The 12276-nt window shown below is 74.3% G+C and carries 13 protein-coding genes; 3 read left to right on the top strand and 10 right to left on the bottom strand.

All coding sequences use genetic code 11. The annotated features are described in order from the left end of the window. Positions 1 to 18 precede the first annotated feature (18 nt). Positions 19 to 759: a metallophosphoesterase gene (locus ACIQUT_RS37550; protein ID WP_403569877.1), complete on the top strand. Its 741-nt coding sequence runs from the start codon at positions 19 to 21 to the stop codon at positions 757 to 759. Between the two features lie 68 nt (positions 760 to 827). Here ACIQUT_RS37550 and ACIQUT_RS37555 read toward each other — a convergent pair whose 3' ends face one another. The 4 genes from ACIQUT_RS37555 to ACIQUT_RS37570 form a co-directional block, all read right to left on the bottom strand. Further along, on the bottom strand, positions 828 to 1172 hold the full coding sequence (locus tag ACIQUT_RS37555; RefSeq protein WP_403569879.1) for a VOC family protein: 345 nt from the start codon (positions 1170 to 1172) through the stop codon (positions 828 to 830). Positions 1173 to 1211: 39 nt separating this feature from the next. After that, a complete protein-coding gene (locus tag ACIQUT_RS37560; RefSeq protein WP_403569881.1) occupies positions 1212 to 1721 on the bottom strand; it encodes a DUF5956 family protein in 510 nt (169 codons plus the stop codon). A gap of 65 nt (positions 1722 to 1786) precedes the next feature. Beyond that, a complete protein-coding gene (codA, locus tag ACIQUT_RS37565; RefSeq protein WP_403569883.1) occupies positions 1787 to 3127 on the bottom strand; it encodes a cytosine deaminase in 1341 nt (446 codons plus the stop codon). A gap of 24 nt (positions 3128 to 3151) precedes the next feature. Beyond that, complete coding sequence (locus ACIQUT_RS37570) at positions 3152 to 3319, bottom strand: hypothetical protein (RefSeq protein ID WP_403569885.1); 168 nt, start codon at positions 3317 to 3319, stop codon at positions 3152 to 3154. Between the two features lie 190 nt (positions 3320 to 3509). Between ACIQUT_RS37570 and ACIQUT_RS37575 the strand changes: the two genes are divergently transcribed. Both ACIQUT_RS37575 and ACIQUT_RS37580 read left to right on the top strand, forming a co-directional pair. Then, entirely contained in the window at positions 3510 to 5309 is a 1800-nt protein-coding gene (locus ACIQUT_RS37575; RefSeq protein ID WP_403569887.1) for a prolyl oligopeptidase family serine peptidase, read from the top strand. An 84-nt stretch (positions 5310 to 5393) separates the two neighbouring features. Next, the gene (locus ACIQUT_RS37580) at positions 5394 to 6284 is read left to right on the top strand and encodes an SURF1 family protein (RefSeq protein ID WP_403569888.1); all 891 of its coding nucleotides are present in this window, start codon (positions 5394 to 5396) and stop codon (positions 6282 to 6284) included. Here ACIQUT_RS37580 and ACIQUT_RS37585 read toward each other — a convergent pair. The 6 genes from ACIQUT_RS37585 to recR all read right to left on the bottom strand — a co-directional run bounded on the left by ACIQUT_RS37585 (position 6253) and on the right by recR (position 12261). Then, positions 6253 to 7371 carry a hypothetical protein gene (locus tag ACIQUT_RS37585; protein WP_403569890.1) on the bottom strand — a complete coding sequence of 373 codons (1119 nt, stop codon included), beginning with the start codon at positions 7369 to 7371 and terminating at the stop codon, positions 6253 to 6255. The genes ACIQUT_RS37580 and ACIQUT_RS37585 overlap by 32 nt on opposite strands. Further along, positions 7368 to 8012, bottom strand: coding sequence for a SigE family RNA polymerase sigma factor (locus ACIQUT_RS37590; protein WP_403569921.1), 645 nt, complete (start codon positions 8010 to 8012; stop codon positions 7368 to 7370). The genes ACIQUT_RS37585 and ACIQUT_RS37590 overlap by 4 nt, the downstream gene beginning before the upstream one ends. Before the next feature lie 425 nt (positions 8013 to 8437). Beyond that, positions 8438 to 9511 carry an aspartate-semialdehyde dehydrogenase gene (locus ACIQUT_RS37595; protein WP_403569892.1) on the bottom strand — a complete coding sequence of 358 codons (1074 nt, stop codon included), beginning with the start codon at positions 9509 to 9511 and terminating at the stop codon, positions 8438 to 8440. Next, positions 9508 to 10788, bottom strand: coding sequence for an aspartate kinase (locus ACIQUT_RS37600; protein ID WP_360632353.1), 1281 nt, complete (start codon positions 10786 to 10788; stop codon positions 9508 to 9510). Before ACIQUT_RS37600 ends, ACIQUT_RS37595 begins: the two co-directional genes overlap by 4 nt. A 206-nt stretch (positions 10789 to 10994) precedes the next feature. Then, a complete protein-coding gene (locus ACIQUT_RS37605) occupies positions 10995 to 11669 on the bottom strand; it encodes a DUF5063 domain-containing protein (RefSeq protein ID WP_403569894.1) in 675 nt (224 codons plus the stop codon). Continuing rightward, positions 11662 to 12261: a recombination mediator RecR gene (gene recR, locus ACIQUT_RS37610; protein WP_179175812.1), complete on the bottom strand. Its 600-nt coding sequence runs from the start codon at positions 12259 to 12261 to the stop codon at positions 11662 to 11664. Before recR ends, ACIQUT_RS37605 begins: the two co-directional genes overlap by 8 nt. Positions 12262 to 12276 lie beyond the last annotated feature (15 nt).

Here is a 12276-nt window from a genome sequence, read left to right on the forward strand (position 1 = left end):
CGCGCGGAAGGAAGAGACGTGACCGTCATCGCCCACGTCAGCGACCTGCACCTGGACCTCGGGGAGCGCGCCACCGAGCGCGCCCGGAAGGTGATGGGCTACCTGCGGGAGCTACCCGGCCCGGTGGACGCCGTGCTGGTCTCCGGCGACATCGCCGACCACGGCACGGACGAGGAGTACGCGCAGGCGCGCGAGCTGCTCGACCTGCCCTGGCCGGTCCTGGTCCTGCCCGGCAACCACGACCGGCGCGGGCCGTTCCGGGCCGGGCTGCTCGACGGCGAGCCGGAGGACGACGAGGTGAACCGGGTCGTCCGCACGCCCGGGGCCGTGTTCGTGCTGTGCGACTCGACGATCCCGGGCAAGGACGAGGGCGTGCTGAGCGACGCCACCCTGCGCCGGCTCGACGACGCGCTGGCCGCCGAGGACGGCACCCTGCCGGTGTTCGTCTGCTTCCACCACCCGCCGGCCGACCTGCACACCCCGCACGTGGACCGGGTCCGGCAGTTCGGCGAGGACCGCCTCGCCGGGGTGCTGGGCCGCCACCCGCACGTCGTCGCCCTGCTGTGCGGGCACGCGCACGCCGCCGCGGCCACCACCTTCGCGGGGCTGCCGCTGCTCGTGGCGCCCGGGGTGGCCTCCACCGTTCCGCTGCCTCTGGAGGGCCGCCCCGTCGTGGACTTCGAGTCCGCCCCGGCGCTGGCGTTCCACGTCCTCGGCGGCGACCGGCGGCTCGTCACGCACTACCGGGCGCTGGGATAGCCCTCACCGCCCTCACTGCCCTCGCTGCCCTCACCGGAGCCCGGGAGAAGGCGGTCGGCGGTCGGCGGTCAGCCCGTGACGAAGCAGAACTCGTTGCCCTCCGGGTCGCGCATCGCCTGGAAGGAGCCCTGGTCGTCGGTGACGGGGCCGCCGACCGCGGTGGCGCCCAGCTCCACGGCCCGCGCCGCGGCGGCCGTGACGTCGTCGACCGCGAGGTCGAGGTGCAGCCGGTTCTTCACCGCCTTGCCCTCGGGCACCGGCTGGAACGCCAGCCGCGCCACGCCGGGCAGCTCCAGGTGCGACCAGCCGCGGGCCCGGTCGACCGGCTCGGCCTCCAGCAGCCGCGCCCAGAACCGCACCAGCGTCCCCGGCTCCCGGCAGTCCACGACGATCTGGTGCAGGCGTATGCGCATGGCGGCGAGCCTACGCCCCGGAGCCCCGCCGCTCCTTGCCTACTCCTCCGCCGCCAGGGCCGCCAGTTCGGCCCGGACCAGCTCCATGAAGGCCGCCGAGGCGGCGACGGCCACCCGGCGCCCTCCGGCCGCCGTCCGGAGGTGTTCCAGGACCGCCCCGACGGTGGCGAAGGGGCCGACCGGGCGCAGCAGCCACAGCCGTCCGGGCGGTCGGGGCGGCAGCCCGAGGGCGGCGACGGCCTCGTCGGTCTCGCGGTCGAGGACGTGGAGGTCCGGGTCCGCCAGCGGGACGGCGTGCACGTCGGTGACGTGCCCGTGCCCGTCGAGGACGGTGTCCACGGCCCAGTGGGTGGACCGGTCGGGGATCCAGGTGCGGGCGTGCGGGGGCCAGACGTACGGCAGGAACACCCAGGCCGCTTCCCCGGGGGCGGGCTCCCAGCCGAGCGCCTCCAGTTCCCGGACCTCCGGCAGCCGGTCCGGTTCCTGTTCGCTGCGGCCGCTGCGGCGCAGTGCGAGGGGATGCGGTGTTCCGTCCTCGTCCCACGACATGGGCGAGAGGGTACCGGCGGGCCCGGCCGGCGCCGGGCCCGACACGGTGTCACATGGTCACGGGGTCAGGGGGATTCACCGGAGGGACGGCCGAAGTCGACCTCCGCCGGGGGCTCGCCCGGCCAGGTCAGCAGGGTCGGCGCGGGCGGGGTCTCGGCGACGACCCTGCCGTGCGCCACGACGTACCGGGGCCGGACCTGGCGGCGGACCGCCTCCTGCGGGGTGGGCGCGGGCAGCACGACGAAGGATCCGGCGGCGCCCTCGGCGATGCCGTACTCGGAGGGGGTCAGCCCCAGGACGCGGGCGGCGCGGTCCGTCACCATCGAGTACGCCACCGGGATCTCGTCCGCGCCGGTCAGCTGGGCGGCGTACAGGCCGACGAGGGCGGTCTGGAGCGGGTTGGCGGTGCCGAGCGCGTTCCACGGGTCCATGACGTCGTCGTGCCCGAAGGCCACGTTGACGCCGGCGGCCAGCATCTCCTTGACCTGGGTGACGCCGCGCCGCTTGGGGTAGGCGTCGAAGCGGCCCTGCAGGTTGAGGTTGGCGAACGGGTTGGCGACCAGGTTGATTCCGGAACGGGCCAGCAGCCGCTGGAGTTTGAAGCTGTACGCGCCGCCGTAGGAGCCCATGGCCGTCGTGTGCGAGGCGGTCGCGCGCTCCCGCAGCCCCGAGCGCAGGGCGAGTGCGGCCAGCACCTCCACGAACCGGGACTGCTCGTCGTCGATCTCGTCGCAGTGGGCGTCGACGCGCAGGCCGCGCTCCTCGGCGACGGCGAAGGCGATTCCCAGGGACGCGACGCCGTCCTCGCGGGTGTCCTCGAAGTGCGGGATCGCCCCGACGACGTCCGCGCCGCGGGCCACCGCCTCGCGCAGCAGGGCCTCGCCGCGGGGGAAGGAGAGGATGCCCTCCTGGGGGAAGGCGGTGATCTGGAGGGTCATGAACTCCCGGACCCGGTCGCGGACCTCCAGCAGCGCGTCCAGGGCGGTGAGCTCCGGGTCGGTGACGTCGCAGTGGGTCCGCACGTGCAGCACACCCTGGGCGGCCTGCCAGCGCAGCACCTCGGTGGCGCGGGCGATGACGTCCTCGCGGGTCAGGGTGCGTTTGCGGGCGCTCCAGCAGGCGATGCCCTCCCAGAGGGTGCCGGAGGCGTTGGGGCGCGGGTCCCCGGCGGTCAGGGCGGTGTCCAGGTGGATGTGTGGTTCGACGAAGGGGGCGGTGAGCAGCCCGCCGTCGGCGTCGACGAGCACGCCGGCGGGCGGCGGGGGCGGGGGATCCGCGCGGCCGTCGTCCGGGGAGATCCGGGCGATCCTGCCGTCCGGGCCGACCCGGACCTCGTACAGGCCGGGGCGCAGCACGCCGGGGCGGTCGGCGTGCAGCAGCCGGGCGCCCCGGACGGTCATCCGCATGGGGCCAGCGTAGGGCCCGGCGGGTCAGCCGCGCTTGGCCTGGGCCTTCTGGTGCATGCCCCTCGTCTTCGCCGAGAGGGTCTGTGCATCGCGGGCCGCGGACTTGGCGCGGGCCTCGGCGGCCGTGTTCTTCGCCCGCTCGTGCTCGCGCTCCGCGGCATGCGCCGTACCGGCACGCTCCTTCTTGGCCATGACGGGTCCTCCTCCGGCTTCGCAAGGCGTATGTCCTCCACTGTCCCCCCGTTCGGGGCGGGCGGCATCCGCAGCGGCGGCCGCCCGACCGGCAGGCCGACGGACCGGCAGGCCGACGGACCGGCGGACCGGCGGACCGGCGGACCGGCGGACCGGCGGGCTAGCGCACCCGATCGGGTTACATAGGGGTATGACTGAGAACACGGCCACGGGCATGCCCGACTGGGAGAAGCGCTTCCGGGCGCCGCGCGTCGCACTGCCCGACTGGGCCGAGGACGCCCCGCACCGCTCGCTGTTCGTCTCCAACGCGACGGGAACCTACGAGCTGTACGCCTGGGACCGCGCCACCGGCACCCAGCGGCAGGCCACGGAGCGGCCCAACGGCACCACCGACGGAACGCTCTCCCCCGACGGGGAGTGGATCTGGTGGTTCTCCGACACCGACGGCGACGAGTTCGGCACGTGGGTCCGCCAGCCCTTCGCGGGCGGCCCCGACGAGCCGGCCACCCCCGGCCTGCAGCCCTCGTACCCGGCCGGTCTCGCCATCGGCCGGGACGGGACGGCGGTCGTGGGCCGCTCCACCGACGAGGAGGGCTCGACCGTCCACGTGGTGCGGCCGGGCGGCGCGGAGCCGGTGGAGGTCTACCGGCACCGCGAGTCGGCGGGGGTCGGGGACCTGTCCCGGGACGGCACGCTGATCGCGATCGAGCACACCGAGCACGGCGACGCCATGCACTCGTCCCTGCGCGTGGTCACCCTCGACGGCACCACGGCCGCGGAGCTGGACGACTCCCGCGGCGGCACCCTGGAGCTGGGCCTGGAGGTCCTCGGCTTCGCCCCGGTCGCCGGCGACACCCGGCTGCTCGTCGGCCACCAGCGGCGCGGCCGCTGGGAGCCGATGGTGTGGGACACGGCCACCGGCGCCGAGCAGGAGCTGCTGCTGGACCTGCCGGGCGACGTGAGCGCCGAGTGGTATCCGGACGGCTCGGCGCTGCTCGTCGAGCACAGCTTCGAGGCGCGCAGCGAGCTGTGGCGCTACGACCTGGCCGGGCAGGAGCTGACCCGGGTGGAGACCCCGCCCGGCACGGTCTCGGGTGCGACGGCGCGGCCCGACGGGACGGTCGAATACCAGTGGTCCTCGGCGGCCGAGCCGTCGGCGATCCGGTCGACGGCGGGCGGGGTGGTGCTGGATCCGCCGGGCTTCCGGCCGCCCGGCTCGGTCCCGGTGGAGGACGTGTGGGTGGAGGGCCCGGGCGGGCGGATCCACGCGCTCGCGCAGCGGCCCGTCGGCCACGGCGAGGGCCCCTTCCCCACCGTGTTCGAGGTGCACGGCGGTCCGACCTGGCACGACTGCGACGCCTTCGCGGCCGCCCCGGCGGCCTGGCTGGACCACGGCTTCGCGGTGGTCCGGGTCAACTACCGGGGCTCGACGGGGTACGGCCGCGAGTGGACCGACGCCCTCAAGCACCGGGTCGGGCTGATCGAGCTGGAGGACATCACCGCGGTCCGCGAGTGGGCGGTGGCCTCGGGCCTGGCCGACCCGGCCCGGCTGGTGCTGTCGGGCGGCTCGTGGGGCGGGTACCTGACGCTGCTGGGCCTGGGCATGCAGCCGGAGGCCTGGGCGGTGGGGCTGGCCGCCGTACCGGTCGCGGACTACGTGACCGCGTACCACGACGAGATGGAGGCGCTGAAGGCCCTGGACCGCACCCTGTTCGGCGGCACGCCGGAGGAAGTCCCGGAGCGCTTCGCGGCGTCCTCCCCGCTGACGTACGTGGACGCGGTGCGGGCGCCGGTGCACATCGCGGCGGGCGTGAACGACCCGCGCTGCCCGATCCGGCAGATCGACAACTACGTGGACCGGCTGGCGGCGCGCGGCGCGGTGCACGAGGTGTACCGGTACGACGCCGGGCACGGCTCGCTGGTGGTGGAGGAGCGGATCAAGCAGGTCAGGATGGAGATCGACTTCGCGCTGAAGCACCTGCCGCGCTGACGCCGGGTCACGGGCGGCGGGGGCGGCGCACCCCGGCGAACCCCCGCCACCGTGATCGCGGTGCACCCCCCGTACGGTGGTGGGGTGCACCGGTTTCTCCTGACCCCGCGCTGGTGGGGGATCAACGTCTTCGTCGCGCTGGCCGTTCCCGTCTGCCTGTTCATGGGGACCTGGCAGCTCGGCCGGTTCGAGGACCGCGTCGACACCCACCGGGAGGCGTCCGAGGCGCGCCCCGCCGAGGAGGCGGCCGCGCCGCTGGACTCGCTGCTGCCGGTGGACAAGAAGACCTCCGGCCGCCTCGCCACCGTCTCCGGGCAGTACGCCGACCAGCTGCTGGTCCCCGAGCGGCGGCTCGACGGGAAGGCCGGCTTCTACGTCCTGACCCTGCTGAAGACCGACTCCGGCAAGACCGTCCCCGTGGTGCGGGGCTGGCTGCCGGGCACGGCGGACCCCGGCCGGGCGCCGGCCGCGCCGGGCGGGCGGGTCGAGGTGACGGGGGCCCTGCAGGCCTCGGAGACCTCCACCAGCAAGGGCGTGCACTCCCAGGGCGGGCTCCCGGCCGGGCAGCTCGGGGTGATCGGGGCGGCCTCACTGGTCAACCTGGTGCCGTACGAGCTGTACGACGCCTGGCTGACGGTGCAGACCCCGGCGGACGGGCTGACGCCGGTGCCCGCGAAGGCGCCGAGCAACACCGGGCTGGACCTGAAGGCGTTCCAGAACCTGGGCTACACCGGCGAGTGGTTCGTCTTCGCCGCGTTCGTGCTGTTCATGTGGTTCCGGCTGTACCGCCGCGAGGTGGAGTCCCTGCGCGACGCCGAGGCGGGGCTGCTGCCCGAGGCCGATGCGGCTGCGGGGGCCGGCGTGGCCGACGGGGAGGCCCCGGCGGCCGCGTCCGCTGCGCCGGGGCCGGAGTCGGCACCGGGGTCGGAGTCGGAGGAGCCGGTCAGGGCTTCTGCGCCGCGTCGACCGGAATGACGCCCGTCCGGTAGAGCGTGCCCCCGCAAGCCGCCGGGATCGTCGCCCGGGTGGTCGGGGCCGGCGCGCCCGGCACCGCCGTGGCCGGGGTGTGGGACACCGCCACGCCGGTGGTGTCCGCGGCCGGGCCGGCAGCCCCGCCCGCCGCCGGTTCCGCCGCGGCCGGGCCGTCAGCCGGGAGCTGCCCCTGCGGCGTACCGCCCGCCGGGGGCTTGGCCGCCGGTTCGGGGGTGGCCGCCGGGCAGGACATCCCCGAGGGCACCCAGGCGAAGCGGACCTCGTACGCCGCGTAGGGCTGGAGCACCAGCGACGGCGCCTCCGCCGACGGGTCGGGCAGTCCGGGCGCCGCGTCGCCCGCGGTGTGGCCGACGACGGTGACCCCGCCGGACCCGCCGGACGCGGAGGAGCTCACCGAGGCCGCGGTCACGGTGTCCGGGCCGGCGACGCTGCAGCCGCGGGCCGAGACGTTGGTGACCGTGAAGCTGCCGTACACCTTCCCGTCGGCCTCGGGGGCGCGGGCGCTGGCCTGCACCCCGAGCTGGTCCGCGCTGCACCCGGGAGCGGCGGGGGACGCCACGGGCGGCATCGGGCCGCCGGGGGTCCCGGTCGCGCCGCCCGTGCCGCCGCCGGCGGACGGGGCGGCCGTGCCGCCGCCGGACGGGGAGCCGGCAGCGGTGGGGTCCGAGCCGGCGGCGGTGCCGCCGTGGCCTCCGGGGCCCGCGCCGGCGTCCTTGGACTGCTTGGGCGCGTGACCCGCCCCGCTGTGGTCGTGGCCGTGGCCGCCGGCGCCCGCTGCGGTGGCGGCCTCCTCGCCGTGTCCGGCCATCGCGGAGTGGTCGCTGACGCTGCCGTCGCCGCCCGCGATGCCCAGGTGCAGGGCGGCGGGCAGGGCGGTGGCGGCCAGCAGCGCGGCCGCGGCGGCACCGACGGCGGCCCGGCGCTTGCGGGCCCGGCGGGCGGGGACGGCGGACCGCAGCCGGTCCAGGGCGCCGGCGGAGGGCTCCAGGCCCGAGACGGCAGCGTGCAGCAGGGTGCGCAGCTCCTGCTCGTCGCCGGACCCGTCCGGTCGCGTGTGGTCGTCCATCATGACTGCTGAGCCTCCATCGCCACCCGCAGCGCGGCAATGCCCCGCGATCCGTACGCCTTCACCGAGCCGAGCGAGACGCCGAGGGTCTCGGCGACCTGGGCCTCGGTCATGTCCGCGAAGTACCGCAGCACCAGCACCTCGCGCTGGCGCCGCTGCAGTCCGCGCATCGCCTTGATGAGGTCGTCCCGTTCCAGCTGGTCGTACGCGCCCTCCTCGGCGCTCGCCATGTCCGGCATCGGCTTCGACAGCAGCTTCAGGCCGAGGATGCGGCGGCGCAGCGCGGAGCGGGAGAGGTTGACCACCGTCTGGCGCAGGTACGCCAGCGTCTTGTCGCGGTCCCGGACCCGGTCGCGGGCCGAGTGGACGCGGATGAACGCCTCCTGGACGACGTCCTCGCAGGAGGCGGTGTCGTCGAGGAGCAGCGCGGCCAGGCCCAGCAGCGAGCGGTAGTGGGCCTGGTAGGTCTCGGTGAGGTGGTCGACCGTGGTGCCGGCCACGACCACGGGCGGCGGCGCGCCGACAGCGGTCTCGGACGGGGCGGTGGCAGCGGCCTCCGGCGGCGCGCCGGCAGCGGCATCCGGCGGCGCGGTGGCAGCGGCCTCGGCGACGGTCCCGCCAGTCCCTTCGTACGCGTCGTTCACGTCGTTCGCGTCGTGCGTGTCGTTCGCGTCGTGCGTGTCGTTCGCGTCGGGGTCGGCGGGTCCCGCGCTATCGCGCGGCGTGGGCACGCGGCCGCCCGGGGTCGGCAGGGCGGGCGGGGCGGAGGCGGGCGGCACGGCCGGCGGGACCGGGACGGTCACCGGGATCTCTCCGGTCGTCTGGGTGCGCCGGCGCTGCGGTGCACCGATCGTGCTGCGCACCGGTGCGCTGTCGCGTACGAGTAGTGCCTCTGCCACGCCAGTTGGACACGCGTCCCCCCACCAGGGTTGTACGCGCGAGGCGGACCGGCCAGCACCATCCTCATTGCCCTCATGCGCACTCGTTCTTCCTGATTGCCCCCGTCCGTCCAGCGGCAGTCAGGCCATCACCTTGATCAGGGGATCAGCACCTGATCCTACAAAGTGCATTACGCGAATTCATCAGCGATCAGTTCCGCGATTCGCGCGGCATTCAGGGCGGCACCGCCCTGGAGGTTGTCGGCGCACACGAAGAACTCCAGGGAGCGCGGGTCGTCGAGGGAGGCGCGCAGCCGTCCCACCCACGCCGGGTCCGTTCCCGCGGCGTCCACGGGGGTCGGGAACTCGCCCGCCGCCGGTTCGTCCACGACGACCACGCCGGGGGCGGCCTGGAGGACCTCGCGGGCCCGCGCGGCGTCCACGGGGGCCTCGAACCGGGCGCGGACGCTCAGCGAGTGCCCGGTCAGCACGGGCACCTGGACGCAGGTCACCGCCACCGGGAGGGTGTCCAGCCCGAGGACCCGTCGGGTCTGGGCCCGTACGGCCAGCTCGTGGGTGGACCAGCCGTCCTCGCCGAGCTGCCCGGACCACGGGACGACGTTCAGCGCGAGGGGGCCCGCGAAGGGGCCGGTGTCCTCGCCGACCGCGCGCCGCACGTCCCCGGTCATCTCGCCCAGCGGGGTTCCGGCGACCAGCGACAGCTGGCGGCGCAGCGCCTCGGAGCCGGCCCGTCCGGCGGCGCTCGCGGCCTGGTACGAGGACACGGTCAGGTCGGCGAGCCCGTACTCGGCGTGCAGGGCGCCCAGGGCGGCGGTCAGCGCGGCGGTGACGCAGTCCGGTCCGGCCACGATGCCGCGCGGCCGGTGCCGTACGGCCGCGGCGTTGACCTCGGGCACCACGAGCGGCACCTCGGGGTCCTCGCGGAAGGCGGCGGACCGGTCGACGACGGCGGCGCCGCGCGCGGTGGCGACGGGCGCCCAGCGGGCCGAGACCTCGGCCGGGGTCAGGAAGATCACGATGTCGCCGTGGCCGAGGCCGTCGAAGGCGTCCTCGGTGAGGGCGAGCACCTCGGTCTCCTCCGCACGGACGGCCAGCATGCGGCCGGCCGAGCGCGCGGAGGCGATCAGGCGTATGTCGCCCCAGACGTCCGCCCGCCGGGACAGGATCTGGAGCAGGACGGTTCCGACTGCCCCGGTCGCCCCGACCACGGCGAGCGCCGGGCCGGAGGACCGGGCGTTGGTCATCGTCCAGTGCCTCCGTATACGACGGCCTCGTCGCTGTCGGAGTCGAGGCCGAAGGCCGTGTGGACGGCGACGACGGCGGCGTTGACGTCGTCCTGGCGGGTCACCACCGAGATGCGGATCTCGGAGGTGGAGATCAGCTCGATGTTGACGCCCGCGTCGGACAGCGCCTGGAAGAAGGAGGCGGTGACGCCCGGGTGGGTCTTCATGCCCGCGCCGACCAGGGAGATCTTGCCGATCTGGTCGTCGTAGCGCAGGGAGTCGAAACCGATCTGCGCCTTCGCCTTCTCCAGGGCGTCGATGGCCTTGTGGCCCTCGGTCTTGGGGAGGGTGAAGGAGATGTCCGTCAGGCCGGTCGCCGCGGCGGACACGTTCTGGACGATCATGTCGATGTTGATCTCGGCGTCCGCGATGGCGCGGAAGATGGCCGCGGCCTCGCCCGGCTTGTCCGGGACGCCGACGACGGTGATCTTGGCTTCGGAGACGTCGTGGGCGACTCCGGAGATGATGGCGTGCTCCACCTGCTCGTCCCCTTGCGACTCGGGCTTCTCGTTGCTGACCCAGGTACCCGGCAGTCCGGAGAAGGACGAGCGGACGTGGATCGGGATGTTGTAACGGCGTGCGTACTCGACGCAGCGGTGCAGCAGCACCTTGGAACCGGAGGCGGCCAGCTCCAGCATGTCCTCGGAGGAGATCCAGTCGATCTTCCGGGCCTTCTTCACCACGCGCGGGTCGGCGGTGAAGACGCCGTCGACGTCGGTGTAGATCTCGCAGACCTCGGCGTCCAGCGCCGCGGCGAGCGCGACGGCGGTGGTGTCCGAGCCTCCGCGGCCCAGGGTGGTGATGTCCTTGCTGTCGGCGGACACGCCCTGGAAGCCGGCGACGATGGCGATGTTGCCCTCGTTCAGCGCGGTGCGGATACGGCCCGGCGTGACATCGATGATGCGCGCTTTGTTGTGGACCGAGTCGGTGATGACGCCTGCCTGGCTGCCGGTGAACGACTGGGCCTCGTGGCCCAGGTTTTTGATCGCCATGGCCAGCAGTGCCATGGAGATCCGCTCTCCGGCGGTCAGCAGCATGTCGAACTCACGTCCGGCAGGCATCGGCGACACCTGCTCGGCGAGATCGATCAGCTCGTCCGTCGTGTCGCCCATCGCGGAAACCACGACGACCACCTGGTGGCCGTTCTTCTTGGCGTCCACGATCCGCTTGGCGACGCGCTTGATGCCCTCGGCATCGGCTACGGAGGAGCCTCCGTACTTCTGCACGACAAGGCCCACGTGCGCTCCTCGCTCAATTCCAGTACTCCGGTCGCGGGCCAGTCTAACGAGCGACCGCAATCCGGCCGCCACGTACCACATCATGAGACATTTGGGTCATCCCGTGATCAGTACTGCCCGCGCGAGGACCGCACCTTCTCCGCTCCCCCTCGTCGGCGCCCCTTGGCGCCCTCTTCGCGCCCCCGTGGCGCCCTCTTCGCGCCTACCTACCGTTCGCCGACCGGCCTCGGGGCCGCCCGGCGGCCGATCGTGCCGAGCTCCTCGGCCATCACCCGGCCGGCCTGCTCGGCGAGGTCGTCCTCGGCCAGGTCCTCGTCGGTGTCCAGCCCGTCCAGGGCCTCCAGCGGCTGGTCCAGGCGTACGTGCGCGACGAGCGACTGCAGGGCGCGCAGGGTTGCGGAGGCCGTCGAGCCCCAGTTGGAGAAGTAGGAGAACTGCCACCACCACAGGGCTTCGGCCGTCCGGCCCGCCCGGTAGTGCGCCAGGCCGTGCCGCAGGTCGGTGACCACGTCGGCGATGTCGTCGGAGATCCGGTGGGCGACCGGCGTCTTGCGCGGCTCGTACGGGTCGAAGACCTCGGAGTACACGTCGACCGGGTCGAGCAGGTACGCGAACCGCTCGCGCAGCTCGTCCACGTCCGGCTCCGGGCCGAGGTCGGGCTCGTAGCGCTCGTCGGGCAGGACGTCCTGGTACGCGCCGAGCCGGCCGCCCGCCAGCAGCAGCTGGGAGAACTCCAGCAGGAGGAAGGGCACCGCGCTGTCCGGGTCCTCGCCCTTGGCCACCTCGGTGACCGCGACGATGAACGACTCGATCTGGTCCGCGATCTGGACGGCGAAGTCGTCCGGATCCTGGGCCAGGGCGTGCAGCGTTGCGTCAGACATCGAGAAGTCGCCTTCCTTCAAAGGCCCGCCCGAGCGTGACCTCGTCCGCGTACTCCAGGTCTCCCCCGACGGGGAGCCCGCTGGCCAGGCGGGTGACCTTCAGGCCCATGGGCTTGATCATGCGCGCGAGGTACGTGGCCGTGGCCTCGCCCTCCAGGTTCGGGTCGGTGGCCAGGATCAGCTCGGTCACCTCGCCGTCCGCGAGCCGCGCCAGCAGCTCGCGGATGCGCAGGTCGTCCGGGCCGACGCCCTCGATCGGGCTGATCGCGCCGCCCAGGACGTGGTACCTGCCCCGGAACTCGCGGGTCCGCTCGATGGCGACCACGTCCTTCGGCTCCTCCACCACACAGATGACGGTGAGGTCGCGGCGCGGGTCGCGGCAGATGCCGCACTGCTCCGCCTGCGCCACGTTGCCGCACACGGCGCAGAACCGGACCTTCTCCTTGACCTCCAGCAGCGCGTGCGCGAGGCGCCGGACGTCGGTCGGCTCCGCCTGCAGGATGTGGAAGGCGATCCGCTGCGCGCTCTTGGGCCCGACACCGGGCAGCCTGCCCAGCTCGTCGATCAGGTCCTGGACCACGCCTTCGTACAACGGACTGCCTTCTTT

Source organism: Streptomyces sp. NPDC090445, assembly GCF_044769385.1.
Taxonomy (GTDB): domain Bacteria; phylum Actinomycetota; class Actinomycetes; order Streptomycetales; family Streptomycetaceae; genus Streptomyces.

Excerpts from the sequence above, each read along its gene's own strand:
- ACIQUT_RS37555 (WP_403569879.1), bottom strand. The coding sequence starts at position 1,172 with ATGCGCATACGCCTGCACCAGATCGTCGTGGACTGCCGGGAGCCGGGG.
- ACIQUT_RS37560 (WP_403569881.1), bottom strand. The coding sequence starts at position 1,721 with ATGTCGTGGGACGAGGACGGAACACCGCATCCCCTCGCACTGCGCCGC.
- codA (WP_403569883.1), bottom strand. The coding sequence starts at position 3,127 with ATGCGGATGACCGTCCGGGGCGCCCGGCTGCTGCACGCCGACCGCCCC.
- ACIQUT_RS37570 (WP_403569885.1), bottom strand. The coding sequence starts at position 3,319 with ATGGCCAAGAAGGAGCGTGCCGGTACGGCGCATGCCGCGGAGCGCGAG.
- ACIQUT_RS37575 (WP_403569887.1), top strand. The coding sequence starts at position 3,510 with ATGACTGAGAACACGGCCACGGGCATGCCCGACTGGGAGAAGCGCTTC.
- ACIQUT_RS37585 (WP_403569890.1), bottom strand. The coding sequence starts at position 7,371 with ATGATGGACGACCACACGCGACCGGACGGGTCCGGCGACGAGCAGGAG.
- ACIQUT_RS37595 (WP_403569892.1), bottom strand. The coding sequence starts at position 9,511 with ATGACCAACGCCCGGTCCTCCGGCCCGGCGCTCGCCGTGGTCGGGGCG.
- ACIQUT_RS37605 (WP_403569894.1), bottom strand. The coding sequence starts at position 11,669 with ATGTCTGACGCAACGCTGCACGCCCTGGCCCAGGATCCGGACGACTTC.